This window comes from Pseudonocardia cypriaca (genome assembly GCF_006717045.1).
Lineage (GTDB): Bacteria > Actinomycetota > Actinomycetes > Mycobacteriales > Pseudonocardiaceae > Pseudonocardia > Pseudonocardia cypriaca.
On sequence record NZ_VFPH01000001.1, the window covers coordinates 206992 to 233531 of the forward strand.

General features: G+C 72.7%; 24 protein-coding genes and 1 tRNA gene. 11 read left to right on the forward strand and 14 right to left on the reverse strand.

Features of this window, described 5'->3' with window-relative positions; all coding sequences use genetic code 11:
* Nucleotides 1-17: 17 nt before the first annotated feature.
* Nucleotides 18-896, reverse strand: coding sequence for a serine/threonine dehydratase (locus FB388_RS01050; RefSeq protein WP_142095695.1), 879 nt, complete (start codon nucleotides 894-896; stop codon nucleotides 18-20).
* Nucleotides 897-964: 68 nt separating this feature from the next.
* Between FB388_RS01050 and FB388_RS01055 the strand changes: the two genes are divergently transcribed.
* Nucleotides 965-1840 (forward strand): LysR family transcriptional regulator, encoded by an 876-nt coding sequence (locus tag FB388_RS01055; RefSeq protein WP_142095697.1) that lies wholly within the window; start codon nucleotides 965-967, stop codon nucleotides 1838-1840.
* Here the strand turns inward: FB388_RS01055 and FB388_RS01060 are convergent.
* From FB388_RS01060 to FB388_RS01090, 7 genes are read right to left on the reverse strand one after another with little or no spacing between them, the layout of a single operon-like run.
* The gene (locus FB388_RS01060) at nucleotides 1812-3038 is read right to left on the reverse strand and encodes a macrolide family glycosyltransferase (protein WP_246121452.1); all 1227 of its coding nucleotides are present in this window, start codon (nucleotides 3036-3038) and stop codon (nucleotides 1812-1814) included. The genes FB388_RS01055 and FB388_RS01060 overlap by 29 nt on opposite strands.
* Nucleotides 3035-3733 (reverse strand): TetR/AcrR family transcriptional regulator, encoded by a 699-nt coding sequence (locus FB388_RS01065; protein WP_142095699.1) that lies wholly within the window; start codon nucleotides 3731-3733, stop codon nucleotides 3035-3037. Before FB388_RS01065 ends, FB388_RS01060 begins: the two co-directional genes overlap by 4 nt.
* Before the next feature lie 19 nt (nucleotides 3734-3752).
* A complete protein-coding gene (locus FB388_RS01070; RefSeq protein WP_142095701.1) occupies nucleotides 3753-4418 on the reverse strand; it encodes a response regulator in 666 nt (221 codons plus the stop codon).
* On the reverse strand, nucleotides 4415-5770 hold the full coding sequence (locus FB388_RS01075) for a sensor histidine kinase (RefSeq protein ID WP_142095703.1): 1356 nt from the start codon (nucleotides 5768-5770) through the stop codon (nucleotides 4415-4417). Before FB388_RS01075 ends, FB388_RS01070 begins: the two co-directional genes overlap by 4 nt.
* A 20-nt stretch (nucleotides 5771-5790) precedes the next feature.
* On the reverse strand, nucleotides 5791-7758 hold the full coding sequence (locus FB388_RS01080) for a serine hydrolase domain-containing protein (RefSeq protein ID WP_142095705.1): 1968 nt from the start codon (nucleotides 7756-7758) through the stop codon (nucleotides 5791-5793).
* Between the two features lie 58 nt (nucleotides 7759-7816).
* The gene (locus FB388_RS01085) at nucleotides 7817-9136 is read right to left on the reverse strand and encodes an RNA polymerase sigma factor (protein ID WP_246121454.1); all 1320 of its coding nucleotides are present in this window, start codon (nucleotides 9134-9136) and stop codon (nucleotides 7817-7819) included.
* Nucleotides 9109-9528 (reverse strand): YciI family protein, encoded by a 420-nt coding sequence (locus FB388_RS01090; RefSeq protein ID WP_142095707.1) that lies wholly within the window; start codon nucleotides 9526-9528, stop codon nucleotides 9109-9111. Before FB388_RS01090 ends, FB388_RS01085 begins: the two co-directional genes overlap by 28 nt.
* A gap of 186 nt (nucleotides 9529-9714) precedes the next feature.
* Here FB388_RS01090 and FB388_RS01095 point away from each other — a divergent pair, with 186 nt between their 5' ends.
* Nucleotides 9715-10368: a maleylpyruvate isomerase N-terminal domain-containing protein gene (locus FB388_RS01095; protein WP_142095709.1), complete on the forward strand. Its 654-nt coding sequence runs from the start codon at nucleotides 9715-9717 to the stop codon at nucleotides 10366-10368.
* Between the two features lie 30 nt (nucleotides 10369-10398).
* Here the strand turns inward: FB388_RS01095 and FB388_RS01100 are convergent, their stop codons facing one another.
* On the reverse strand, nucleotides 10399-10752 hold the full coding sequence (locus FB388_RS01100; RefSeq protein WP_246121456.1) for a winged helix-turn-helix transcriptional regulator: 354 nt from the start codon (nucleotides 10750-10752) through the stop codon (nucleotides 10399-10401).
* Nucleotides 10753-10809: 57 nt separating this feature from the next.
* Here FB388_RS01100 and FB388_RS01105 point away from each other — a divergent pair, with 57 nt between their 5' ends.
* From FB388_RS01105 to FB388_RS01120, 4 genes are all read left to right on the forward strand, one after another.
* Nucleotides 10810-11676, forward strand: coding sequence for an SDR family oxidoreductase (locus tag FB388_RS01105; protein WP_142095711.1), 867 nt, complete (start codon nucleotides 10810-10812; stop codon nucleotides 11674-11676).
* 62 nt (nucleotides 11677-11738) lie between these two features.
* Nucleotides 11739-12311 (forward strand): hypothetical protein, encoded by a 573-nt coding sequence (locus tag FB388_RS01110; protein WP_142095713.1) that lies wholly within the window; start codon nucleotides 11739-11741, stop codon nucleotides 12309-12311.
* 124 nt (nucleotides 12312-12435) lie between these two features.
* A complete protein-coding gene (locus FB388_RS01115; protein WP_142095715.1) occupies nucleotides 12436-13308 on the forward strand; it encodes a hypothetical protein in 873 nt (290 codons plus the stop codon).
* A 177-nt stretch (nucleotides 13309-13485) separates the two neighbouring features.
* On the forward strand, nucleotides 13486-14727 hold the full coding sequence (locus FB388_RS01120; RefSeq protein WP_246121458.1) for a pyridoxal phosphate-dependent aminotransferase: 1242 nt from the start codon (nucleotides 13486-13488) through the stop codon (nucleotides 14725-14727).
* A 66-nt stretch (nucleotides 14728-14793) separates the two neighbouring features.
* Here the strand turns inward: FB388_RS01120 and FB388_RS01125 are convergent, their stop codons facing one another.
* The 5 genes from FB388_RS01125 to FB388_RS01145 all read right to left on the reverse strand — a co-directional run bounded on the left by FB388_RS01125 (nucleotide 14794) and on the right by FB388_RS01145 (nucleotide 19614).
* Complete coding sequence (locus FB388_RS01125; protein ID WP_142095717.1) at nucleotides 14794-16245, reverse strand: amidase; 1452 nt, start codon at nucleotides 16243-16245, stop codon at nucleotides 14794-14796.
* A gap of 248 nt (nucleotides 16246-16493) precedes the next feature.
* Entirely contained in the window at nucleotides 16494-17540 is a 1047-nt protein-coding gene (locus tag FB388_RS01130; protein WP_142095719.1) for a hypothetical protein, read from the reverse strand.
* A gap of 388 nt (nucleotides 17541-17928) precedes the next feature.
* Nucleotides 17929-18003 (reverse strand) — tRNA-Arg (locus tag FB388_RS01135).
* 34 nt (nucleotides 18004-18037) lie between these two features.
* Nucleotides 18038-18736 carry a DUF305 domain-containing protein gene (locus tag FB388_RS01140; protein WP_246121460.1) on the reverse strand — a complete coding sequence of 233 codons (699 nt, stop codon included), beginning with the start codon at nucleotides 18734-18736 and terminating at the stop codon, nucleotides 18038-18040.
* 5 nt (nucleotides 18737-18741) lie between these two features.
* Nucleotides 18742-19614 (reverse strand): thioredoxin-like domain-containing protein, encoded by an 873-nt coding sequence (locus tag FB388_RS01145; RefSeq protein ID WP_142095723.1) that lies wholly within the window; start codon nucleotides 19612-19614, stop codon nucleotides 18742-18744.
* Nucleotides 19615-19734: 120 nt separating this feature from the next.
* Between FB388_RS01145 and argS the strand changes: the two genes are divergently transcribed.
* From argS to thrB, 5 genes are all read left to right on the forward strand, one after another.
* On the forward strand, nucleotides 19735-21384 hold the full coding sequence (gene argS, locus FB388_RS01150; RefSeq protein ID WP_142095725.1) for an arginine--tRNA ligase: 1650 nt from the start codon (nucleotides 19735-19737) through the stop codon (nucleotides 21382-21384).
* The gene (gene lysA, locus FB388_RS01155; RefSeq protein ID WP_142095727.1) at nucleotides 21381-22823 is read left to right on the forward strand and encodes a diaminopimelate decarboxylase; all 1443 of its coding nucleotides are present in this window, start codon (nucleotides 21381-21383) and stop codon (nucleotides 22821-22823) included. Before argS ends, lysA begins: the two co-directional genes overlap by 4 nt.
* Before the next feature lie 127 nt (nucleotides 22824-22950).
* Nucleotides 22951-24270, forward strand: coding sequence for a homoserine dehydrogenase (locus FB388_RS01160; RefSeq protein WP_170225421.1), 1320 nt, complete (start codon nucleotides 22951-22953; stop codon nucleotides 24268-24270).
* On the forward strand, nucleotides 24267-25343 hold the full coding sequence (gene thrC / locus FB388_RS01165; protein ID WP_142095729.1) for a threonine synthase: 1077 nt from the start codon (nucleotides 24267-24269) through the stop codon (nucleotides 25341-25343). The genes FB388_RS01160 and thrC overlap by 4 nt, the downstream gene beginning before the upstream one ends.
* A gap of 40 nt (nucleotides 25344-25383) precedes the next feature.
* Nucleotides 25384-26286 carry a homoserine kinase gene (gene thrB / locus FB388_RS01170; protein ID WP_142095731.1) on the forward strand — a complete coding sequence of 301 codons (903 nt, stop codon included), beginning with the start codon at nucleotides 25384-25386 and terminating at the stop codon, nucleotides 26284-26286.
* The last annotated feature ends 254 nt before the right edge of the window (nucleotides 26287-26540 follow it).

The window sequence follows — 26540 nt, forward strand, 5'->3', positions numbered from 1 at the left end:
AGCCCGCAGCCGTGCTGTCACGAGTTCGCCCCGCACACCACGAGGCAGGGGAGCTCGCCGGGGACGCGCCCCGCGAGCCACGCCGCGAAGGGGGCGGCCGCGGCCGGTTCGACCCGCAGCCGGAACTCCTCCCACAGCCGCTCCTGGGCGGAGACGATCTCGGCGTCCGTCACGAGCAGCGGCACCGCACCGGCGGCCCGGAGCACGGCGAAGGGCACGTCGCCGATCCGCGTGGCGCCGAGGGCGGAGGCGGCCACCGAGTCGATCTCGACGTCCACCGGGGTGCCCGCCTCGAGAGCCGCGTGCACGGCCCGGCAGCCGGTCGGCTCGACGGTGACCACCGTGCGGTCCCCCGCCGCGAGGGCGGCGCCCGCTGCCAGCCCGCCACCGCCCGCCGCGAGCACGACGGCGTCGACGTCCGGGCACTCGTCGACGATCTCGGCCGTGACCGTGCCCTGCCCGGCGACGACGCCCGGGTCGTCGTAGGCGTGCACGTAGCGGCCGGCCTCGGCGCGGGCGGCGGCTGCGGCCTCGGCGTAGGTGTCGCCGTGGCGGACCAGCTTGGCCCCCGTCGCATCGATCCTGCGGGCCTTGCTCTCGGGAACGCCGTTCGGCACGTAGACGACGGCGGGCACGCCGAGGACGCCTGCCGCGGTGGCGACGCCCAGCCCGTGGTTGCCACCGGAGGCCGTGACGACCCGGTCCGGCAGCTCGCCGGCGAGCAGCGCGTTCAGTGCACCGCGGAGCTTGAACGACCCGCTGCGCTGCAGGTGTTCGAGCTTCAGCACCAGGGGGCGGCCGTCGACGTCGGCGCGCAGGATCGGGGTGCGCCGGACGTGCGGGGCCAGGCGGGCGGCGGCCGTTTCGACGTCGGCGGCCGTCGGGAGGTGCGTCATGTCCCGAGGATGCGCCACCTCATCGTTAAGCTGAAGTTCGATTTGCTCAACGAGCATTAGGAACGCTGATGGCATTGGACCCGGGCCGGGTGCGGGTGCTCGTCGAGGTCGCTCACGCCGGTTCGATCGCCGCCGCGGCCGGGCGGATGGGTTTCACGCCCTCCGCGCTCTCCCAGCAGCTCGCGAAGCTGGAGCGCGAGGTCGGCGCCCCGCTGCTCGAACGGGGACGTGCCGGCACGCGGCTCACCGGGCCGGGGCAGGTGCTGCTGGAGCACGGGGAGCGCGTTCTCGGTGAGCTGCGCGCCGCGGAGGAGGCCGTGCGTGCAGCTGCGGGCGCAGAGCCGCAGCGCATCGCGGTGGGCGCGTTCTCGACCGCGGCCCGGACGCTGCTGCCGCGCGCGCTCGCGGCGCTGAAGGAGGAGCGGCCCGGGATCCGCACCTCGCTCGTGGACATCGAGCCACCCGACGGGTACGGCCTGGTCGCCGCGCGCGAGCTCGACCTGCTCGTCACGCACCGGTACCCGGGGGTCACGCTGCCGCCGGTCCGCGGGCTGCGTCGCAGGCTCCTCCTGCGGGACCCGCTGCGCCTGGTGCTCCCGCGCGACCACCGGCTCGCCACCGCCCGGGAGATCACGCTGGCCGACCTCGCCGGAGAGGACTGGGTCTCCGGCGCACCAGGCGTCCCGAACCGGGTCTGCCTGGACTCCATCGGCTCGTTGCACGTGGCCTACGAGACGAGGGACTACGAGGTCACGCTCGCGCTGGTCGCGGCGGGGCTCGGCGTCTCACTCGTGCCGGCGAGCCTGCTGGCCGGGCAGCGCGCGGTCGTCGTGCGGGACCTGCACGGGCAGAGCCCGGCCCGCGAGGTCCACGTCGTGCACCCGCCCCGGCCGGCCCCGCCGGTGGTCGAGCTGCTCAACCGGCTGCGGCCAGCAGCTCCTTGATCGCCTGAACGCCCGCGGGCGCCCCGCCACCCTCGCCGACCGTGTCGGCGAGCGCCTTGGCGGCGGTCCGCCGGGACGGGTCGGCCAGCGTGCTCACGACGGCCGCGCGCAGCTCGTCGGGCGGGACGGGGCGGTTGGACAGGTTGTGCCGCAACACGACGCCCGCGCCCCGTTCGGCGACGGCCCGGCCGATGAGCAGCTGCTCGAACTGCTGGGGCACGACGACGAGCGGCACCCCGTTGGCGAGCCCTTCGAGTGCGCTGTTCATGCCGCCGTGGGTGACGAACACGGTGGTGTGCCGGAGCACCTCGAGCTGCGGGACGAACGCGCGGACCAGCGTGTTCGCCGGTGGCGGTCCGAGCCGGCCGGGATCGGTGTGACTGCCGACCGCGAGCAGGACGCGCGCGGGCAGGTCGGCGAGCACGTCGAAGCAGGCGCGGAAGAAGGCGTCGGTACCCGAGTGGAGGGTGCCGAGTGACACCAGGACGAGCGGTTCGGGGCCCTCGATGTGGGCGGCCAGCTCGGGGTCGAGATCGCTCTCGCGGGTTTCCCGGTCGATCGTGGCGCCGATGTAGTGGCACGTCTCGTCGATCCGCGGGTCGGGCCGTTGCAGCCAGCGCGGGATCGGGAAGAGCGTGACGTCGCCGAGGGTCGGGAAGGCGGGCCGCGGCGGAAAGAGGTCCGGACCGAACCGGCGCACCACCCGCCGCCTCGCCGCGAACGCAGCCGGCATGTCGCGGACGGTGGCTTTCAGGAACTGGAACCATTCCCTGGCGGTCTGAGCCCGGAACGCGTCGCTGCCCACCAGCATGGTGGTCATGAACGAGATCGTGGGCAGGCCGAGGCTCTTCGCCACCATGTGGCCCCAGATCGCGTTGGAGTCGTGGGCCACGGCGTCGGGCGGGTCGGCGCGTAGCTCGGCCTGCAGGAACGGCACCAGGATCTCCGTGGAGGCGAGGCCGCGGACCACCACGCGCACCGGGCTGCCGGTGCGGGTGGCCTCGGCGATGTCGTTCGCCGTGATCGTCCCCGGCGGATAGGCGCGGAACTGCGCGCCGGTGCGTTCTACGGCGCGACGGAACTGCTCGGTCGAGTAGTAGGTGACCTGGATCCCCTGGCGCACGAGCTCGTGCACGAGCGGCAGGCTGGGGTTGACGTGACCGGCGGCGGGCATGCCGGTCATGACGATGCGGCTCATGCAGGTCCCTTCTCTGCGCTGATCGCGGCTTTGACGGTGGCGCGGAACTGCTCGTACCTCGCCAGGACCGCCGGGGCGACGGCCACGAGCGTGTCCGGATCGATCGGCGTCGACGGCTCCACTGCGGCGTGGACGGTGTGGTGCAGCGCGGACGCGGTCTCCTCCGGTGAGCCGGGGGCGGACGGCTGGAGGTAGAAGCCGGTCTGCACCGCGCCCACCACGTACATCTGGGTGGCGAGATCGAGGTCGGTGCGCATCAGCCCGTGCTCGCGGAGCAGCCGGAAGAGATCGGCCGCGAGCTCGGCCCTCCAGCGGCGCACCGGATCGGCGTCCGGCTCGCGCGCCAGCTCGCCGAGCACCTCGTCGTCGCGGGCGAACAGCGCCAGCAGCAGCGGGCGGCGTTGCACCTCGAGGTAGGTCAGGCGGACCTGCTCGGCGACGAGCACCGCCGCCGGATCCCGGCGAACCGCAGCGGTGAGCTCGTCGACGATGCCGAGCGACTCGCGCATGAGCACGCACGCGAACAGCCAGGTGCGCGACCTGAAATGCAGGTACACCGTGCCCTTGCCGATGCCGGCGCGCTTGGCGACCTCCTCGATGGTGACCCGCTTGTAGCCCCACCGCAGCACCAGGTCGGCGGCGGCGTCCATGATCCGCTCACCGCGTTCTCGTTGACTCGTGACCAGATTTCTCATCTGGTCACGAGGCTACTCCTCACGCAGGACGCTGCGGAACCATCCCGTTCTGGTAGGCCCACACCACCGTCTGCAGGCGGTCCCGCACACCGATCTTGGCCATCGCCCGCCCCAGGTGGGACTTCACCGTGCTCGTCTCGATGACGAGCTCCCGCGCGATCTCGGCGTTCGACATGCCCTGGGCGAGCAACCGCACGATGTCGGTCTCCCGGGCCGTCAGCTCGTGGGCAGCGTCGGCGGACGGTTGCGCGGGCCTGCGCCGGGCGAACTCGGCGATCACACGGCGGGTGACGGACTGGTCGACGAGGCCCTGCCCGCGCGCGAGCCGCCGGACCGCGTCGATCAGGTCGTCGGGCTCGGTGTCCTTCAGGACGAAGCCGCTCGCACCGGCTTCCAGGGCGCCGAAGACGTACTCGTCGAGGTCGAACGTGGTCACCACGAGCACGGCGGGCGCAGACCCGCCGGGGTTGCCGGAGGTGATCTCGCGGGTGGCGGAGAGCCCGTCGCCCCCGGGCATGCGCACGTCCATGCAGACGACATCGGGGGCGAGGCGGCGGGCCAGCCGCACGGCCGTCGGGCCGTCGGCGCACTCGCCGACGACCTCGATGTCACCCGCGAGCTCGAGGATCACCCGGAACCCCGCTCGGACCACGGACTGGTCGTCGGCGAGCACAACTCTGATCACGGGGCCAGTCTCGTGCCCGGCTGCGGAACGGATCGGTGGGCCCCCGCGTGCGGCGACGTGGTCTCCCCGTCGAGCGGGAGGCGGAGCGACACCCGCCACCCGCCCGACGGGGTCGGCCCGGCGTCCAGCGTCGCCCCGATCAGCTGCGCCCGCTCCTGCATCCCGGCCAGCCCGAACCCGCGGTTGACGCGAGGTCGATCCGGTGCGGGCCGGGCCTTGTTCTCGATCTCCAGCGAGACGTCGGCCGCTCCGTAGCGGAGGACGATGCGCGCCGGGGCGCCGGGCGCGTGCTCCCGGACGTTCGCGAGCGCCTCCTGCACGACCCGGTAGAACGTGACGTCCGCGATCGGCGGCAGCTCCACCGGCTCACCGTCCCGCACGAGCTCGACGGGTGTGCCGAGCTCGCGCGCCGTCCGCACGAGGCGGTCGAGGACGCCCAGCCCGGGCACCGGCGCCCCCTCGTCGTCCAGGTCCCCGCCCTCGGGCCCCCGGAGCGCGCCGACGACGAGGCGCAGGTTGTGCAGCGTCTCCCGGCCCTGAGCGCGGATCCACGCGGCCGCCTCCTTCGCCGCCTGCGGGTCCCGGTCGATGAGCCGCTCGACCACCGCCGCCTGCACGACCATGCCGGACAGGTGGTGCGCGGCGATGTCGTGCAGCTCGCGCGCCATCCGGGACCGTTCCAGCCCGATCGCCGCATCCGCCCTGGCACGCTGCGTCTCGACCGCCTCCGCCGCGCGCAACCGCTCGAGGCTGGCGTTCTGCCGGCGCGTGGCGATGTACGCGCCGAAGAGCGCGGACGCGGCGTACGTCAGCACGCCCGACACGAGCTGGCCGGCAACCGACGGCGCCGCGCTCTGGCCGGGGAGGAAGCTCACGAGCACGAGTCCGGCGCTCTCGAACAGCGTGACGGCGGCGACGACGCGGACCGCCCGGCGGGCCGGCAACAGCGCACCACACCCGTAGGCGGCGATCGCCGGCGCGAACCCGCGGACGGCGGCGGCCGCCGGGAGCACGGCGAACAGCGCCACCTGCGGCAGCGCCACGAGCCACAGGCACAGCACGGGGTGCACGCGCCGGACGCACAGCAGGAGCGACTGCACCGCCGACAGGACGATCGCCGCGGACACCTGGAACGGCTCGAGCGCCAGGCCGGGGGTCTGCGTCGCTTCGGCGAACAGCAGCAGCAAGAGGCCGGTCGTGACGAGGCACAGCACCACCGCCAGCGCGCAGTCGCGCCGGAACCGGCCGATCAGGCCCATCCGCGTGAGCCGGGCGTCGGTCCACGCCGCCAACCGGTCCGGCCAGCCGTACGCCGCGTCGGCCTCGGTGGGGCTGCAGGTCTGCGAGGTCATCGGGTCACCGGGATCCGCCGTCAGTAGGACACGTCGAGCGAGAGCAGGCCGAAGGCCTGCGCGAACCACGCGGTCCCCACCAGGGCCAGCAGCACCGACACGTTACCGAGAGTCCTGATCAGGCCCGGGCGGTACCGGAGGGAGGCGACCACGAGCAGGGCCGAGGGGAGCACCCCGATGAGCGCCACCAACTGGGCGCCCTGCACGACGCGGATGAACGCCTCGGGCACGTCCTGCAGTCCGGCGATCGTGAGCACGAGCGACGTCCAGCCCGCGAGGGCGAGCACGGCGGCTGCCGCGGCGATGCGGGTCAGGACGCGCGCCGCGCGGGCCGGCGTTGGAGCCGCCGGAACGCGGTAGCGGCGGCGGACGATCGCGCCGACCGGCCACACCAGCAGGCCGACGAGCAGGACGGCCGCCGACGCCATGAGCAGCGGCAGGACGACGCCAGCGTCGCGAGCGGGCTCCGCGCGCAGGAGCGTGAAGGCGGACTCGAAGCCGACCGCCTCGACGCGGTCGCCCTCCGCGCGCATCGTGACGATCCGCCGGCCGCCGACCTCCTGCCACACCCAGGGTTCGACCTCCCGGTAGGCGGCCGGGTACAGGCTCAGCGGGCCGGGCGTGATGAGCACCGTCCCGTCCGGTCGCGCAGCGATGTGCGTCTGGCCCACGAGACCCAACGCGGTGAGGAAGTTGCTGAACGGCAGGCGCGCGCTCTCGTACGCGCCCTCGGCCATGGCGGCGTGGAGCGTAGCCGTCGACGTCGCGGGCCGCTGCATGGCGTCCGCGGCGGGGAAGTACCGGTCGGCGAACCCGTTCAGCACGGACTCCCGCAGCTCGAGGGTGTCCATCGGGCCGCGGCCCGCGCTGTTGAGCGTGACGAAGACGCCGGTCCGGTCGTCCGGGTAGAGCTGCATGTGCGAGTGGAAGAAGCCGGTGTCGCCGCCGTGCCCGACGATCCGGTGCCCGCCCCGGCTCTCGTCGAACAGGCCGAGGGTCATGCGGGGGCCGGCGGCCAGCGTGCCGAGGCCGGCCGGGTCGGGGGCGGGCTGCTTCATCAGCGCCAGGGTGTCGGGGCGGAGCAGGGCCGGCGCCCGCCCGGGCTCGCCGAGCTGGGCGAGCATGAACCGGCCCATGTCGGTCGCGGTCGCCGACAGGGCACCGGCGGGAGCGGGACCGACCATCTCGAAGGGGCCGGCCGGGTCGGAGCTGGTGGGGTAGCCGCGGGATAGCCGGTCGGCGAGGTGCAGCGGCAACGGCTGCGCGAAGCTCGACGAGGTCATGCCGGCCGGGGCGACCACGTCGCGGTCGACGTAGGAGGTGAACGGCATCCCGCTCACGCGCTCCACGACGTAGCCCGCGAGCGCGTAGCCGTAGTTGGAGTACGAGGGGACCGTCCCCGGCTCGAACACCTGCTCCGGCGGTTCCACGGCGACGGTGTCGCGCAGGTCCGGCGGGGAAGCGCCGAAGGTCAGAACGCCCTTGATCCGCTCCTCGAACCCGGCCGTGTGCGTCAGGAGGTGGCGCATCGTGATGGGCCCGTCGAACGTCCGGGGGAGGGGGAAGTCGAGATAGCGCTGCACGTCGGCGTCGAGGTCGATCCGCCCCTGCTCGACCTGCTGCAGCACGGCGGTCGCGACGAAGACCTTCGAGATCGACCCGACCCGGAAGAGCGTCCGATCGGCATCGACCGGGCGTGGTTCGCCGCCGTCGGAGCCGGTGTCGGCGTACCCGTAACCGCGGGCGGTGAGCACCTGCCCGTCGTGCACCACGGTGACCGCCGCCCCCGCGACGCCGGACCGTTGGAGGGCGGCCGGGAGCAGCCCGTCCAGCCACGCGTCGACGTCCGGCCCGGTCAGGTCCGCAGCGCGCGGGGCGGGGATCGGCGGAGCGGGGGTCGTTGCCGCCGGGGCGCTGCAGCCGCTCAGCAGCGCCACGACGGCGCAGGCGGCGGCCAGCGCCGCCAGCCGGGCGCGGATCGATTTCATGCTTCGAGCCTGTCGGGGCAGGCCCGCGCACACATCCTGCTCAGGCCCCCAGTCGGGCCTACGACCTTCGGAGGATGTGGTTCGACGAGGGTCGCAACGTCGCCCGCTTCCGCTCCAGCAGTTCCCGCTCGCGCGCGTTGCCGCACAGGCCTGCAGCACGTGCCAGCTCGATGCGCGCCTCCTCGGTGCGGCCCAGCCGGGCGAGCAGCTCCTCGCGGACGCTCGGCAGCAGGTGGGACCCGGAGAGCGCGTCGGTGGCGGCGAGGTCGTCGACGACGCGCAGGGCAGCCGCGGGGCCCTCGGCCATCGAGATCGCGACCGCGCGGTTGAGCTCGACGACGGGGGAGGGGGCGAGCCGGCCGAGGGCGTCGTAGAGCAGGACGATCCGCTCCCAGTCCGTCTCCGCGACCGACGGCGCGGCCGCATGGCACTCGGCGATGGCGGCCTGCAGCCCGTATGCGCCCAACCCGCGCCCGACGCTTCCGGCGCGGGCGAGCAGCGCGCGCCCGCGCCCGATCGCGGCCCGGTCCCACCGCCCGCGGTCCTGCTGCTCGAGGAGCACCGGCTCGCCGTCGGGGCCGGTGCGGGCCGGGAACCGTGCGGCGGTCAGCTCCAGCAGCGCGAGCAGGCCGAGGACCTCTGGCTCGTCCGGCATCAGGCGCGCGAGGATCCGCGCCGTCCGGATCGCGTCGTGGGCGAGATCGGTGCGGATCAGCTCCGGCCCCGACGTCGCGGTCGACCCTTCGGTGAAGATCACGTACACGACGCTCAGCACGGAGCCCAGCCGTTCGCGGCGCTCGTCCGGCGGCGGCACCTCGAACGGCACCCGCGCCGCGGCGAGCGTCTTCTTGGCGCGGGTGATCCGCGCCTGCACGGTGGCCGTCGGCACCAGGAACGCGCGGGCGATCTCGTCGCTGGACAGGCCGCCGATCACGCGCAGCGTCAGCGCCACCCTCGCCTCCCGCGACAGCACCGGGTGGCACGCGATGAACGCGAGGGCGAGCACGTCGTCGTCGAGCTGGTCGGGGTCGAAGAGCACATCGGCGTCGGGCGATCCGCCACCCTCGTCCAGCACACGGGCGAGGGTGGCGTACCGGTCGTCGAGCGCCGACCGGCGGCGGAACCCGTCGATCGCGCGGCGGCGGCCCACGGTGAGCAGCCAGCCGGCCGGGTTGCCGGGCACACCGTCGATCGGCCACGTGACCAGCGCCTCCGCGAGCGCCTCCTGTGCGAGGTCCTCGGCGAGCGCGAAGTCCCCGGTGTAGCGGGCGAGGGCGCCGACGATCCGGGCGGACTCGATCCGCCAGACCGCCTCGACCGCCCGCCGCCCGCTCGCCGCGTCCGCCCGGCTCACAGCTGGCCCGTGGCCTCCCGCCACGCCCGCTCCTTCTGGATCCACTCGTTGTCCTGCGGCAGCTCGTCGATGCTCGTCACCCGCCGGATCTCGGCCTTCACCCCGGGCCCGGTCATCGGAGCCCGCTTCGCCCACTCGACTGCCTCCTCCCTCGACGCGACGTCGAGGATCCAGAACCCGCCGAACAGCTCCTTCGTCTCGCCGTACGGTCCGTCCGTCACGACGGGGGTCTCCGACGAGTAGTCGACCACCACACCCTCCGAGGCGTCGGCGAGCCCTTCGGCGGCGACGAGGACCCCGGCCTGGATCATCTCGTTGTTGAACCGGCCCATCGTCTCGACGATCTGGTCGAAGTCGACGTCCGCGAACGCCGCGAAGGACTCGTCGGTCGCGCGCATGATCAGCATGTATTTCACGGTCATTCCTCCGGGTACGGGGGTCCGGTCCGGACCCTCTCACCTCCCAGGTCGAACGGGGAGGCGCCGGATCGACACCGCCGTCGCACCTCTCGACGGGACCACCGCTTCGGGGGTCCTGGACCTCGCCCCGGGCCTCGGGCGATGGCCTTGTCCCCCCGGTCGGACCGGTAATAGCGTGCCGTAGTGGATCTCTTCGCACGCTCCTGGACGGCGTTGCGCACGGCGGTGGCCGAAACGCCGGACGAGGACTTCGAGCGGCCGTCCGGCTGCACCGGCTGGCTCGTGCGGGACCTGGTGTGCCACCTCGTCATCGACGCCCAGGACGTCCTGATCACCCTGGTCACGCCGGCCGAGGCCGAACCGACGGTGGACGCGGTCACCTACTGGAAGCTCGTCGACCCCCCGACGGGCGACGACCCGCTCGCCGCCCTGATCCCCCGGCTGGCCGCGGCCTACGGCGCCCCCGCGCTGCTCAGACACCACCTCGACGACCTCGGCTCCGCCGCCGGACGCGCCGCCGCGCTCGCCGATCCCACCCTCCGCGTCAGCACGCAGAACGAGGTGCTGACCGTCGGGGACTACCTGTCCGCATACGTGCTCGAGTGGACCCTGCACCACCTCGACCTGATCGCCCACCTGCCGTCGGCGGCCGAGCCGCCTGCCGAGACGCTCGCGGCGACCCGCGCCATCGTGGAGAAGATCGCCGGCACCCCGTTCCCGTCGTCGTTCTCCGACACGGACGCACTGCTGGTCGGCACCGGACGCCGCGCACCGACCGACGCGGAGGAGTCCGAGCTGGGGGACCTGGCGGCGAGGCTGCCGTTCGTCCTCGGCTGATCACACCGGGGTGGGCCCCGCGTCCCGGGCTCAGCCGCCCGCGTCGGGGTGCTGCTCACCCCACACGAGCATGGCGTGCAAGATCCCGCTCAGGCTGTGCCCCTGCTCGGTCAGCTCGTAGACCACCCGCGGGGGCACCTCGGCGTACACCGTGCGCGTCAGGATGCCCTGGTGCTCCAGAGCGCGCAGGCGGTCGGTGAGCGTCTTCGCGCTCGGGCTGCTGAGAGCGGACCGGATCTCGCCGAAGCGTTTGGGGCCGGTCAGCAGCTCCCGGACGATCAACGTGGTCCACTTGCCATCCAGCACCTTGAGCGTGCGCTCCACCCCGCAGCCGGCAGGGCGTCCCGCAGATCGTTCGAGCAGCTCGGAGACAATGGTTTCCACGGGGAAACTATATAAAGTCCTGGGTACTGCTTCACCTGTGCTCCTAACGTCCGCCGCATGAGCACATCCACAGTCGTCGTCCACGGTGCAGCGGGCACCCAGGGCGCCGCGATCGTCCGCCGTCTCGTCGCCGCGGGGCATCGGGTCCGCGCGGTGGTCCGCCGAACGCCCGCGGCCGGGGTGCACCCGCAGGTGACACCGGCCGTCGCCGACCTCCTCGACCCCGCCGCGCTCGTCGACGCCTACCTCGGGGCCGATGCGGTCGTCGTGCAGCTCCCGCTGGTGTTCGCGGCCGACACGGCCGTGCCGCAGGCCCGGGCCGTGCTCGACGCGCTGCGCAAGGCCGCCGTGCCCCGCGTGGTGTTCAACGCCGGAGCCGCGCTCGCACCGGAGCCCGTCGGCGTGCCGTTCGTGGACGCGCGAGTCCTGCTCGCGGCCGAGCTGGCGGATGCGGTGCCGCACGCGAGCGTCGTGGCCCCGGCGAGCACCTACATGGAGAACATCGCCGCGCCGTGGTCGTGGCCGCTCGTCGGAGCCGGGCAGCTCGCGTATCCGCTCCCGGCGAGCCTGCCCAACCCGTGGCTCGCCCTCGACGACCTCGGCGCGGCCGTCGTGGAACTGCTGTCCTCGCCGGTCCCGCCGCCCTTCCAGGTCGTCGCGGGGCCCCAGGCGCTCACCGGCGAGGAGGCCGCCGCGGAGCTCGCGCTCGCGCTGGACCGGCCGGTCCGCTGGCGCACCGTCGAGCCGGGCGAGTACGAGCGGATGCTCGCGCCGCACCTGGGACCCGAGGCGGCCGCGGGCGTCGCCGCCGCATACGCCCCGCGGCCCCCGGGGGCCGTACAGGCTCCGCCAGCCGACCCGGCCGTCGTCGTCACCGGCACCACCACGCTCCGCGAGTGGGCGGCGGGGCAGGGCAGGCCATGAGGCCGTTGTGATCGGACAACGTCCCGCTGGCCGGCCCGACCCGCGGACGTAGATTCCTGGTCATGCATCAGACCCGCCTTCTGTGGGCCGCGCTCTGCGTGCTCGCCGTATCGGCCTGCTCGGTGTCCGTCCAGGGCGAGGCCGAGCCCGCTGACCGGTCGGCACCCCCCGCGTCGGCAGCTCCCGGCGGGGAGCGGTCGGCCGATCGCGTGCTGCAGGTCGATGCGGCTTGTCCGTTGCTCGACGGCGGGAAGGTGGGCGCGACGCTCGGCGGCGAGCCGGCGCGTGCCGTCGAGCAGCCCGTGGAGGAGAAGGCCGACGGCACGCGGACGATGTATTGCATGTACCAGGTGAGCGAGCGCTCTGCCGTGGCGCTGCTCCAGTTCACGGTGCTGCCCGGTGAGGCGTCCCCGTCGGAGATCATCGCGCGGGTGTCGGCGGGGGGCGAGGGCGACGGCGAGCCGGTCGAGGGGCTCGGCGAGGCCGCGGTCCTGACCAGGGATGGCGAAACCATGGAGCTCAGCTCGGCGTTCACCGCAGGAGGAATGTCCGTTCTCACGTCGCTGACCGCGTCCAAGGCCGCCACCAAGGACATGATCCAGCCGCTGCTCGTCGAGGTCATCGACCAGTTCTGAACGACCCGCGAGCAGCCGGAAACCGGAATCAGAACAAGATCAGGTGCGTGATCCCCGTCCGGGCGGGGCGTCGAGGACACCGAACCGAACGTCGATCAGGACCGTGTGACTCGACGTGAGGATAGTGCCCACCGTGCAGCCGCCTGCCGAGCTCTTCGTCCCGACTCAGCGGGAATCTCTCGACGGCGAGCCCGACCGTGAGCCCGATCCACCCGGCCCGACGGCCGGCGACACGAGGATCCGGGTCACCCGGAAGCAACCGATCGCGATCGCGGCGGTGCTGCTCTCCGGGCTGCTCGGTGTGGTGACCATCGGGACGTTCCCCGAGCCCGAGGGAGCCACGACCCAGAACGCACCGTCGGTCCCCGAGCCCGAGGGAGCCACGACCCAGAGCGCACCGTCGGTCCCCGAGCCCGGCGGAGCCACGACCCAGAGTGCCCCGTCGGTCGCTCCGGAGCGACCACTCGACGACACCCAGAGCACCGCCGGAGCCGGCACCACCGTGGTCGTCGTGCCGCCCGGAACACCGGTGACCCTGCCCGGGCCGAACTCGCGGGACTGGGTGGCACCGGGTGCCCGCAGCGACGGTGCACTGGTGCGGGCCGCTCTGGCCGAGGAGTCGATCGAGTTCCGGGCGGCCAACACGCAACCCGGCCGACCCGGCGCGTTCCGGATGTCGTGGAGCGGCGGTACCCCGCCGCACGAGAGCGGCGATGCGACCTCCATGCTGGGCATTCGTCCCGGCGGCTGGGTCGCGTTCGTCATCCGCCCGCTCAGCTCGCCCGCCGAGCTCGTCGTGCATCTGGGTGGGAACGACGTGGCGGTCACGGTGGACGCCGGTCAGGGCTCCACACGCAGCACCGTGTCCGCCCCGGCCGCGATCGCGACCGTTGCACTGCCTGCCGGCACCGCGGCCACGGTGACCGTCACCGCCGAAGGGAACCAGGACGTCGCCGTCGCGACCGCCGAGCTGCAGGACATCTCGTCCCCTCGATGACGCCGTTCGTCCGGATGGGGTCGCCAACTCGTTACCGCGTGTGGTTTCTCACCGCACCACAGCACCCGCTCGGCCCCCTGCACGCGATTTCGTGAACCGCTCCCCACCCTCCCTCGTGCCTGCCGGTGACCTTGAAACCGTGCGCGACCGAGGGGAAGTGATCGTGTGCGACACAGTGTGGATGAACGGCTGTTCCAGCAGACCGCACACAGTCCGTCGTACTTCGAGCTGTCGAGAAGCATGGGCGAGCAGGGCAGACAACTGATCGACTTCTGCATCCCGTGCAACCCGTACTTCCCGACCAAGGGGATGTTCGAGGAGCTGGCCGGGAACCTCGAGAACATCCTCAAGTTCTATCCGAGCGACGCTGCCACGATCACCGCACAGCTCGCGCGGGTCATCGGGCTCAACCCGAGCACGATCGCCATGTCCAACGGGTCGACCGAGCTCATCACCTGGCTGGACCACCTGTGGGTGACCGAGAGCCTCGCGATCCCGATCCCGACCTTCGGCAGGTGGACCGACCAACCGATGGAGACCGGCAAGCGGGTCGACATGTTCCCGCTGCAGGAGCGCGACGCCTTCGAGCTGGACATCGATCGCTACATCACGTTCATCCGGTCCCGCGGATCGCGTGTCGCCGTGCTGTGCAACCCGAACAACCCGGACGGCGGCTTCCTCCCCCAGCGGGAGATCATCCGGTTCCTCGACGAGCTGGCGGACCTCGACCTGGTGGTGATCGACGAGTCGTTCATCGATTTCGTCGACGCGGAGCAGAACCCCTCCGTCGCCGCGGAGGCGACGATCCGCCCGAACGTCGTCGTGCTCAAGAGCCTCGGCAAGAACTTCGGCCTGCACGGGATCCGGTTCGGGTACATGGTGGCGAACCCCGCGCTCGCAGGCATGATGCGCAAGACGCTCCCGAAGTGGAATCTCAACTCCCTCGCCGAGGCGATCGTGTTCATGCTGAAGGAACACCGCAACGAGTACGACGAGAGCCTGCGCATGCTGGCGCACGACCGCTTCCGCATGGGCGTCGAACTGGCGAGGCTGCCCGAGCTCAGCGTGTTCTCGTCCCAGGCGAACTTCCTGCTGGTGAAGCTCGCCGACGGCGTCGACGGCGGCGAGCTGCGCGACCACCTGGTCTCGCAGCACGGCGTCCTGGTCCGTGAGTGCGGCAACAAGCTGGGCATGAGCAGCCAGTTCCTGCGCCTCGTCGTACGGCCGCCGCAGGACGTCACCCCTCTGGTCGAGGGCATCCGCTCCTTCATGGTGTCCCGCTGGAGGACCGACAGCCGCGTCTCGGCTCTGCACTCCATCCCGCCCAGCGCTCCCGAGCTCCCCCGCCCACGCACACCGGATGCATCAGGACCGATGCCGACCATCAACGGCCACCGGTCACGGGGTCGCCACCGGTGACCCCCGCTCGGTGACCCCCGCCGCCAGGCCTGCGGGGTCACCGGGTCATCGCGACGGCTCGCCTGCCTACTTCGGTGCCTGGAAGCCGCCGATCCTCTGCTCGAGCAGTTCGGCCAGCCGCAGCGGGGTGCGGTCCTCGAACATCGGACCGATGAGCTGCACTCCCACCGGCAGGCCGTCGGGGGACAGGCCTGCTGGCACGGCGGTGGCGGGCAGGCCGGGCATGGTGGCCAGACCGGCCCAGACGAGCTGGTCGAAGTACGGGTACTCGACGCCGTCGATGTCGATCCGGCGTTCCAACGGATCGGGGTCGTGGTCGTGCGGGAACGCGGGAGTGGGCGTGATCGGGCACAGCACGGCGTCGAACTCGGCGAAGAGCTGCCGCCAGCCGTGGCGGTGGAGTTCGCGACGGTTGTTCGTCTCGATCCAGTCGCGATGGCTCAACACCATGCCGCGCAGCCGCGCCGCGTCGAGACTCTGGTCGTCCGCGCTCAATCCGGCGGCGCGGGTCTGCAGCTGCTCGTCCGCTTCGACGGGAAAACGCGCGACGGAGCCCGAGAACTGCAACTGCGTGTAGAGCGTCGCGGCCTCGGCCAGGTCGGGCAGCAGCGGGCTGTGCCGTTCGACGCGGGCGCCGCCGTCGGCGAGCGCCTCGGCCACCCGGTTCACGCCGGCCCGCACAGCGGACCCGGTCGGGATGAACGGATGCTCGTCGAGGACCAGGACCCGGAAGTCGCCGAGTCTCTCATGGCGTGCGGGCGGCAGCGTCAAGTCGTGCGCCTTGCCGAGTGTCAGCGGGTCCGGTCCGGCCATGACGTCGAGCAGCAGTGTGAGGTCGCGGGCGGTGCGCGCCATCGGACCGACGACGGCGAGGTCGAGGTCGACCGGCAATGCCGGCGTGGCCGGCGGGACCATCCCGCGGTTCGCCACCAGCCCGAGTGTCGGCTTGTGCGCGTATACACCGCAGAAATGCGCGGGAGTGCGCAGCGAACCAGCGAGATCGGAGCCGATGGACAACGCGCCGAATCCGGACGCCAGGGCCGCCGCGGATCCGCCGGATGATCCCCCCGGCGTGCGACTGTTGTCCCACGGGTTGTTGGTGGTGCCGTAGATCTCGTTGAAGCTCTGGATATCTTGCAGCCCCAACGGCACATTGGTCTTACCGAGCACCACCGCGCCTGCGGCCTTGAGCCGCGACACCTGCACCGCGTCCTCGGCCGGCACGTAGTCCCGGTACTGCGGCATGCCCCAGGTCGTGGGCAGCCCGGCGATGTTGTAGCACTCCTTGACCGTCACCGGAACACCGAGCAGCGGCCGATCCTCGCCGCGGGCGCGCGCCTGGTCGGCACGGCGCGCGGCGGCCCGCGCGCGGTCGAAGTCGGGCACGCAGATCGCGTTGATCGCCTTGTCGTCCCGCTCGATACGGGTGATCGCCTCGTCGGTGAGTTCGACCGAGGTCACTTCACCGGCACGCAAAGCGGCTGCAAGCTCTTCGGCCGCCTGAAAGTTCCACTCCATGAATCCGACCGTATCGGCCACTGGGAGAGGCCATAAAATGCAGATTTGCACAACGAGATGCAGAGCGTTGCTCAAAACGTTGCGCGTCGCGCGCTGTCGTGCCTTCACAGATGAGGTCGCGGCGGGTCCGCCGGCGACAACGCAGTACGGGCTCCGGCTCGAGGCCCTCCGCCATCGCGAGCAGCAGTAGGCGGCGGGCACCACTCGGGCACGCAATGGGCACAGACGGCCGGTGCGTGGTGAACCCGTCAGCCCGACGTGGACCCGGCGCTGATCCGGCGCAGTGCCTCGGCGTGCATCGCCGGCGCCTCGCCGCTCCTCTCCAGCGCCACGTAGGCGTACCAGACGCTCTCGACGGCCGCGATGCCCGGATGCGGTTGCGCGGCCCGCACCAGCACGCGGGCCGCCATGGCGGGCAGCCCGTAGGGCTGGTCGGCCGGGACTTTCTGGAGGCGGGCAAGGCAGCGCTTCGCCGGCTCGTCGAGGACGGGACCCGCCGGGTCGTCGAGGGTGTCGATCGCTGCTGCCAGCTTCGGGTGCTCGCTCAGTCCTCCGCGCTCCAGCACGAGCCGCGTCACCCACCCCGCGAGCGCCCGCTGGGCACCGGGCCGCGCGCGTTCGATCGCCGCGGCCAGCTCCTGGTCGGGATCGATGTCGTAGGTGAGGCTTCGCAGCCGGAACGCGAACAGTTCCGAGTAGTCGTCGACCTCGGCCTCGGGCACCTCGACGGGCGGATCGAACCGGTGCACCGCCGCCGGCGACGGCGCCGGGGCCGCGTCCGCAGTGACTCCGGTCCAGCGTTCCAGCAGCAGCACCGCCCGGTAGCGCACGTCGTCGTCGTAGTCGTCCAGGTCGAGATCGTGCAGCAGTGCCGCGACCGTGGGGTCGGCGGAGAGCTCCTCGACGTCGAGCAGGTCGGTGGTCGACGGGGAGAGCTGCCCGTCCACCGCGAACCCGATGCGGGTGTCGCCCATGTCGCTCCACGACACGGCCGCTGCCCGGCCGCCGCGGGATGCCCGGACGAGCACCGGGGTGGAGGCTCCGTGCCACCCGTACTCCGCCTCCACCGCCATGACACCGCCGGGCACGGTCTGCACAGCGACCGCAGGGTCCTCCGGGTCGAGGTCGTCACGCACCACCGACGGTGCCGCCGGGTCGGCGCCGAACGCCCGCAGGACCTGGTCGGTCGTGCGGTCGGCGACCAGCGTCACGCACCCCCCGATGTCCGGGTCGTGCAGACCCGTGAGCGCCCCCCGGATGCGGGTGATGGCCTCGGTCACCGTTTCGTACGTCACGCGTTCCCCCCGTGAGTCGATCACTGTCGAGCTTGGTGATCAGCATCGTGGCGGATCGGTTGGGGAGGACTCCCGTCGTCCTCATGTATTTGGCGGCGATGCGGCCGGAGGAAGCGGCCAACGTGGCGAAGCGGAACCTCGCGCTGCCGCCGAAGGGCTGGGGGGAGATCGACCTGGAGGAGGCCACACCAAAGGCACCGCCTGGACCGATGACGGGCGGCAGCGTGATCGGCGGCAGCTCAGGAACCGCGAGCGCGGAGAGGGTCGCACCGTGCCATCCCCGCCGGAGGCCAACAGCCGCGAACCGCCGGTGACCACCGGACACGACGAGATCAGCCCCTCAACCTGTTTTCGCAGGTTGAGGGGCTGATCCTCGTGGTCACCGTGGTGGTGCCCCCGGCAGGATTCGAACCTGCGCTCCCGCCTCCGGAGGGCGGTGCTCTATCCCCTGAGCTACGGGGGCCGTGCAACGGGACAACCCTAGCGCACGCCCGGATCTAGAGCGGCAGGGGTTGCCCTCCGCGCTCGGTGAGCAGTTGGCGCAGGTAGTCGCTCTCGCTGGTCTGGGAGCGGAGCATCTGCGCGGCGAGGTTGCGGACCTGGGGCACGGCGGCGCGCTCGGCGGCGTACTCGAGCATGCCGGCGCCGCCCTGGTGGTGGCGGAGCATGAGCTGCAGGAACAGGACGTCCATCTGGGGGCCGGTGGCGGCGCGCAGTGCGGCGAGCTCCGCGTCCGCGGCCATCCCCGGCATGCGGGTGGCACCGGCGGCCGGGACCGGGGTGTGGTCGTGCGACGGCTCGGTCATCCACCTCATGTGCCCGCCCGTCGGGAGCGGGGCGGCGTCCCACAGCTCCAGCCAGCCCTGCATGGTGCCGACCTGCGCGGTCTGGGTGGCCTCGATGTCGGCCGCGAGCTGGTGGAGAACGGGGTCCGTGGTGTGGTCGCGTTCCCACGAGGCCATCGTGACGGCCTGCTGGTGGTGCACGATCATGTCCTGGGCGAACCCCACGTCCACCGAGTCCGCCGCCGGGACGGACGGCGCGGACGAGCCGGGCACGCCGCCGACGAGCAGCCCGCCCGCGGCACCGAGCAGCAGCAGTCCGATCACCGCGACGACGGCGAGGACCGGACGGATCCAGCGCGCCTCCTGGGGAGCGGGCTGCTGTGCGTCGGCCGGGGCCGTGGGTGTGGTCACACCCGTCACGAGCCTGCGGCCGGTGCCGCCCCACCCGGTGCCGGTGCGCCAGTTGCCGGTGCGGCCCCGCCCGGCACCGTCGCGCCGGGCGCCGGCGCGCCCGGCACCACTCCGGCCGGAGCCCCTGCCGTGGTCTCCGGGTACGCCCCGGGCGTGCCGGGGGCGGGCGCCGGCTCGAACGGCGGCGGGTTGTCCTGCTGGAAGCCACCCTCCTGCGGCCCGACCTCGTTGCAGCTCGCTCCGGGCTCGGGGTACTGGTACCGGTTCAGCCGCAGCGCCGCGATGAACTGGTCGATGCGCGGGTCGTTCGCGTCCGACAGCTTGAGCTGATGGCCCCAGGACTGCACCGCGATCGGCTGGTCGAGCCCGGGGAAGGGCGACATCAGCGTGTACGGCTGGCCGTCGACCTTGCCGCGCAGCGTCTCCAGCGCGTCGCCGGTGACCTGGTCCGGGTTGTAGGCGATCCAGATGGCGCCGTGCTCCATCGAGTGCACGGCGTTCTCGCTGCGGATGGCCGAGGGGTAGACGACGCCGTTGCAGGTGGCCCAGCTGTAGTCGTGGGCGCCGCCCATCGGCGGGTTGTGGGTGTAGGCGACGCGGGTGGCCCGGTCGACGTGCAGCCCGCCCTCGTACGGCTGGACCTGCACGCCCGCGATCTTGGTGGACGGGTCCTGGTTCTCCGCGGTCGGCGTGAACGGCGCCATCGCGTCGGCCTGCGCCTTGTTCTCCTCGTTGCGCATGAACGCGTAGCCGAAGACGATGCCGGCGAAGAGGGTCACCACCACGATCGCGGCGATCAGCCCCCACGGGGTGGACCTCTGGACGACCACCTTCGGCCGGGACTTGCGCACCGTCTTGCTCGTCTTACCGCTGACCATGAACCGTCCAGACCTCGGAAACCGGGGGCGTCGCACCGTCACTCCGACGGCCCCTTGCGAGAACGCAGTGTAGGAGCGGCGCATGAAAAAGCCGTGAGCGCACCTGCCTAGACTTGACTGGTGACTCCCGACGTGCTTGCCGAACTGGTCCGTGCCGCCGCGTCCGACGTGCTGACGCGACGCGGCCTGGACCTCACGGCGCTGCCCGCCGACGTCACAGTGGAGCGGCCGCGCAACCCCGAGCACGGCGACTACGCCACCAACGTGGCCATGCGCACCGCGAAGAAGGTCGGTGTCGCCCCGCGCGACCTGGCCGGCTGGCTGGCCGAGGACCTGGCCGGGCGCGAGGGTGTCGTCAGTGCCGAGGTGGCGGGCCCCGGCTTCATCAACATCAGGTTGGCAGCCGACGCCCAGGGCGCCGTCGTCGGGAACGTCCTCGCGGCGGGCGAGGGCTACGGCACCGGCGACGACCACGCCGGGTGCAACGTCAACCTGGAGTTCGTCTCCGCCAACCCGACCGGCCCGCTGCACATGGGCGCCACCCGCTGGGCCGCGGTCGGCGACGCGCTGGGCCGGGTGCTGTCCGCGCGGGGGGCCAAGGTCACGCGCGAGTACTACTTCAACGACGCGGGCGCCCAGATCGACCGGTTCGTCAGGTCGCTGCTCGCGGCGGCGCTCGGGCAGCCGACGCCGGAGGACGGCTATGCGGGCGCCTACATCGGCGAGGTCGCCCAGGAGGTCGTCGCGGCCGAGCCGGGTGTCCTCGACCTGCCGGAGAGCGAGCGCGACGAGGTGTTCCGGCGCGTGGGCGTCGGGCGGATGTTCGAGAGCATCAAGCGCACGCTGCACGAGTTCGGCACCGACTTCGACGTGTTCTTCCACGAGCAGTCGCTGTACGAGTCGGGCGCGGTCGACGCTGCGGTGCAGCAGCTGAAGGACTCCGGCAGCCTCTACTTCGCCGATGGTGCGTGGTGGCTGCGGTCCAAGGACTTCGGCGACGACAAGGATCGTCCGGTCATCAAGAGCGACGGCAACCCCGCCTACATCGCGGGTGACCTCGCCTACCTGCGCGACAAGCGCTCGCGCGGCTTCGACCTGTGCATCTACATGCTCGGCGCCGACCACCACGGCTACATCGGCCGGCTCAAGGCGGCCGCCGCCGCGTTCGGCGACGACCCGGCCGTGGTCGAGGTGCTGATCGGGCAGCTGGTCAACCTCGTCAAGGACGGCAAGCCGGTGCGGATGAGCAAGCGCGCCGGCAACACGGTCACGATGGACGACCTGGTCGAGGCCGTCGGGGTCGACGCCGCGCGGTACTCGCTGGTGCGCTCGTCGGTCGACTCACCGCTCGACATCGACCTCGACCTGCTCGTCAAGCGCTCGAACGACAACCCGGTCTTCTACGTGCAGTACGCGCACGCCCGGCTGGCGTCGCTCGCCCGCAACGCCGCCGACCTCGGCCTGGAGCCCGGCGACGCCTACGGCCTGCTGGAGCACCCGCGCGAGGGCGACCTGATCCGGACGATCGGCGAGTTCCCGGCCGTGGTGGCGACTGCCGCGGAGCTGCGCGAGCCGCACCGGGTGGCCCGCTACCTCGAGCAGCTGGCCAGCGCGTACCACAAGTTCTACGACACGTGCCGCGTGTTGCCGATGGGCGACGAGGAGGTCGGCGACCTGCACCGGGCCCGGCTGGCGCTCTGCGTCGCCGCGCGCCAGGTGTTCGCCAACGGGCTCGGGTTGCTCGGCGTCTCGGCTCCGGAGCGGATGTGAACGCCCACCCCGCCGGCCCGCTGCACGCCGGCATCACCGTCCCGCCGGAGACCGCGGGAGCACGCCCGCTCGACGCCGCGGGCCTCGACGAGCTCGCGCCCGCCGTGTGGCCGCGCCACGCCGACCGCGGGGAGGGCGGCGCGCTGGAGGTCGGCGGCGTCGACGTGCGCGACCTCGCCGAGCGGTACGGCACCCCGCTCTTCGTGATCGACGAGGCCGACTTCCGCTCCCGCGCGGCCGAGTTCGCCGCCGCGTTCGGCGCGGAGGCGGTGCACTACGCCGCCAAGGCGTTCCTGTGCACCGAGGTGGCCCGCTGGGTCGCGGAGGAGGGCCTGTCCCTCGACGTGGCGAGCGGCGGCGAGCTGGCCGTCGCGCTGCGCGCGGGCTTCCCGCCGGAGCGGATCGCGCTGCACGGCAACAACAAGTCCCTCGACGAGCTGGTCGCGGCCGTGGAGGCCGGCGTCGGCCGGGTCGTGCTCGACTCGTTCCACGAGATCGCCCGGCTCGACGCGGTGGCGCGCGAGCGCGGCGTCGTCGTGCCGGTCATGATCCGGCTGACCGTGGGCGTCGAGGCGCACACGCACGAGTTCATCGCCACCGCCCACGAGGACCAGAAGTTCGGCTTCTCGATCTCGGGCGGCGAGGCGAGCGCGGCCGCCGAGGCCGTGCGGCGGGTGCTCGCCGCCGACGGGCTCGCGCTCGTGGGCCTGCACAGCCACATCGGCAGCCAGATCTTCGACACCGAGGGCTTCGAGGTCGCGGCGCACCGCGTCGTGCGGTTCCTCGCGCGGCTGCACAAGGAGCACGGCGGCGACGCGTTGGCGGCGCTCACCACCCTCGACCTGGGCGGCGGCTTCGGCATCGCCTACCGCGCCGACGAGACCCCGGTCGACGTGCCGGAGCTGGCCGAGGAGCTGCGCGGCATCGTCAAGCGGGAGTGCCACGCCGAGGACCTCGACGTGCCGAAGATCGCGGTGGAGCCGGGCCGGGCGATCGCCGGGCCGGCCGGGATCACGCTCTACACGGTCGGCACGCTCAAGGACGTGCCGCTCGGCGGGTCCTCGATGCGGCGCTACGTGAGCGTCGACGGCGGGATGAGCGACAACATCCGCACCGCGCTCTACGACGCGGTCTACGACTGCCGGCTCGTCTCCCGCTCGTCCGAGCGCGACGGCAGCGGCGACGCCGTGCTCTCGCGGGTGGTCGGCAAGCACTGCGAGAGCGGCGACATCGTCGTGCGCGACTGCTGGCTGCCCGCCGACCTCGCCCCCGGCGACCTGCTGGCCGTGGCCGCCACCGGCGCTTACTGCTACTCGATGGCGAGCTCCTACAACCGCCTGCCCCGGCCCGCCGTGGTCGCCGTGCGCGACGGCGAGGCGCGGACCCTGCTGCGCCGCGAGACGCTCGAGGACCAGTTCCGTCTGGAGGTACTGGCGTAATGAGCGAGCTTGCGAGCGAATCAATGTCACAGCGCCCGCGCGAAGCGCCGACCGAGCGCAGCGAGGGAGAGCGAAGAGTGCGCACCCGGGGTGCCGCTCGCGGGAGCGCACCAGCGAGGATCGGGGCGTGAAACCGATCCGCGTGGCCCTGCTGGGCTGCGGCACCGTCGGCCGTGAGGTCGTGCGGCTGCTGCACGAGCAGGCCGACGAGCTGGCCGCCCGCGCAGGTGCGCCCGTCGAGCTGGCCGGGGTGGCCGTACGCCGCCCGCACAAGCACGCCGACCTGGGCGACCTGCTCACCTCCGACGCGTCCGGCCTGGTCACGCGCGAGGACGTCGACGTCGTCGTCGAGGTGATCGGTGGCATCGAGCCGGCGCGCACGTTGCTGCTCGAGGCGTTGAAGGCCGGCAAGTCGGTGGTCACGGCGAACAAGGCCCTGCTCGCCGAGGACGGCCCCGCGCTCGCCGAGGCCGCCGACGCGTCGGGCGTCGACCTGTACTTCGAGGCCTCCGTCGCCGGGGCGATCCCGCTGCTGCGCCCGCTGCGCGAGTCGCTCGCCGGGGACCGGATCACCCGCGTCGCCGGGATCGTCAACGGCACCACGAACTTCATCCTCTCCGCGATGGCCGCCTCCGGGGCGAGCTACGCAGACGCCCTCGAGGAGGCCACGCGCCTCGGCTACGCCGAGGCCGACCCGAGCGCTGACGTCGACGGCTACGACGCCGCGTCCAAGGCCGCGATCCTCGCCTCGCTGGCCTTCCACACCCGCGTCAACTCGGCGGACGTCCACTGCGAGGGCATCCGCGCGGTCACCGCGGGCGACATCGCGGCGGCGGCGACGATGGGTTGCGTGATCAAACTGCTGGCGATCTGCGAGCGGACGCCGGCCGACGAGTCGATGCCCGAGTCGGTGTCGGCGCGCGTCTACCCGGCGATGATCCCCGCCACGCACCCGCTCGCGTCCGTCGACGGGGCGTTCAACGCGGTGTTCGTCGAGGCCGAGGCCGCCGGCCAGCTGATGTTCTACGGGCAGGGAGCGGGGGGCGCGCCCACGGCGAGCGCCGTGCTGGGCGACCTCGTCGCGGTGGCGCGCAACCGGGTGCTCGGCGGCCGCGGTCCGCGGGAGTCGGCGTACGCGAGCCTGCCGGTGCGCCCGATCGGCACCCTGCGCACGCGCTACCACGTGAGCCTGGAGGTGGTCGACCGCGCAGGCGTGCTCTCGACGATCACCGGTGAGTTCGCCCGCCACGGCGTGAGCATCGCGGCGGCCCGGCAGACCGGCGAGGGCAACGGCAACGGCTCCGCGCGGATCGTCGTCGTCACGCACAAGGCGCCGGAGGCGGCGCTCGCCGCCACGGTGGACGTGCTGGCCGGCCTCGACGTCGTGCACGGCGTCCACAGCGTGCTTCGGGTCGAGGACCTGGGCCGGAAGGGAGTGGCGGGATGACCGCGGCGCAGAAGCTCACCCGCTGGCCGGGCGTGATCGAGGCCTACCGGGACCGGATGCCGGTCCAGGATGGCTGGACCGTCGTCACGCTCGGCGAGGGTGGCACCCCGTTGCTGCCCGCGCCCCACCTGTCCACTGCCACCGGTTGCGAGGTCTTCCTCAAGGTTGACGGCGCGAACCCCACGGGCTCGTTCAAGGACCGCGGGATGACCATGGCGGTCACCCACGCGCTCGCCGAGGGCAAGCAGGGCGTGCTCTGCGCGTCCACCGGCAACACCTCCGCCTCAGCGGCCGCCTACGCCACGCGCGCCGGGATGACCTGCGCCGTCCTCGTGCCGCGCGGCAAGATCGCCCTCGGCAAGCTGGCGCAGGCCGTGGCGCACGGGGCCCGGATCCTGCAGATCGACGGCAACTTCGACGACTGCCTCGAGCTCGCCCGCAAGACCACGGCCGACTACCCGGTGGCCGCGCTCGTCAACTCGGTGAACCCCACCCGGATCGCGGGGCAGGCGAGCGCCGCCTACGAGATCTGCGACGAGCTCGGCCGCGCCCCCGACGTGCACTGCCTGCCGGTGGGCAACGCGGGCAACATCACCGCGTACTGGCAGGGGTACAAGGCGTACCTCGCCGACGGGCTGATCCACACGCCGCCGCGGATGTTCGGCTTCCAGGCCGCCGGCGCGGCACCGCTCGTGCACGGCGCGCCGGTGGCGGCGCCGGAGACGATCGCCACAGCGATCCGCATCGGTGCACCCGCCTCCTGGGCGGGCGCCATGACCGCGCGCGACGAGTCGGACGGCCGCTTCGCCGCCGTCACCGACGACGAGATCCTCTCCGCGTACCGGCTGCTGTCGGCGCGGGAAGGGGTGTTCGTCGAGCCGGCGTCGGCCGCGAGCGTGGCCGGCCTGCTGCAGTCCGCCGAGGACGGGACGCTGCCCCGCGGCTCGCTGGTCGTGTGCACCGTCACAGGCCACGGCCTGAAGGACCCTGACTCCGCCCTGCTCACCGCCCCCGAGCCCACCGTGGTGCCGATCGACCCCGGCGCCGTCGCCGCGGCCCTGGAGCTCGCATGATCGAGGGCGTCCCCACGCTGCCGAAGGCGGGCCGTCGCTGATGGGGCGTCCTTCCGAAGTACGGGTGCGCGTGCCCGGTTCCTCGGCGAACCTCGGGCCCGGCTTCGACGCCCTCGGGCTGGCGCTCGGCCTGTACGACGACGTCGAGGTGTCCGTGGCGGCCGAGGGCGTCTCGATCGAGGTGTCCGGCGAGGGCGCCGGCCGCGTGCCCTGCGACGAGGCCCACCTCGTGGCGAGGGCGATGCGCTCGGCGTGGGACGTCGTCGGGGACGCTCCGCCCGGCATCCGGATGCGCTGCCGGAACGCGATCCCGCACTCGCGCGGGCTGGGCAGCTCGGCGGCCGCTGCCGTGGCGGGCGCGACGGCGGCCGTGGTGCTCGCGGGGCGCGACGCGGAGCTGGAGCGCGACACGATCCTGCAGGTCGCGGCGGGGATGGAGGGGCACGCCGACAACGCGGCGGCCAGCCTGCTCGGCGGGTTCGTCGTCGCGTGGGACAACGGTGGGAATAGTTCGCGGCGCTTCCACGCTGTACGGCTCGAGACGCATCTGGGCATCCACCCGGTTGCGCTCGTCGCGGGAACCGAATCCCTCACCAGCACGACGCGCGGGCTGTTGCCCGAGCGCGTCCCGCTGGTCGACGCGGCCTTCACCGGCAGCCGCAGCGCACTCGCCGTGCTGGCCTTCACCCAGCGCCCCGACCTGCTGCTGCCCGCCACCGAGGACCGGCTCCACCAGAACTACCGGCGTCCGGCCTATCCGGCGTCGGCCGACCTGGTCGACACGCTCCGTGACCGCGGCATCCCCGCTGCGATCTCGGGTGCCGGTCCCACGGTGCTGGCCATCACCGCCGACGGCGTTCTGCCCTCGGACCTGGACCTTCACGGGTTCACGGCCCTCCCGCTGCCCGTCGACGGGATGGGTGCGCGGGTCGAGGTCGGCTGAGATCGTCCTCCCGGCGCGCCATGACAGGGGGTTGTTGCCGCGATCAGGGCAGACCGACTACGCTCGGCACCGCAACGGCGATCCACGCGGCATCCGCGTGGCCACTCGAGCCGGAATCCGCAAGATCCACCGCGTCAGACCGGTTCCGAGCGGCCTCTTCCCCGGAGCGTCGCGACGATCGCCACCCTTGCTGTCGGGGCGGCCGCTCTTCCCGCGACCCGTTGACCGACATGTCGTCCGGCACACCGTCCGGG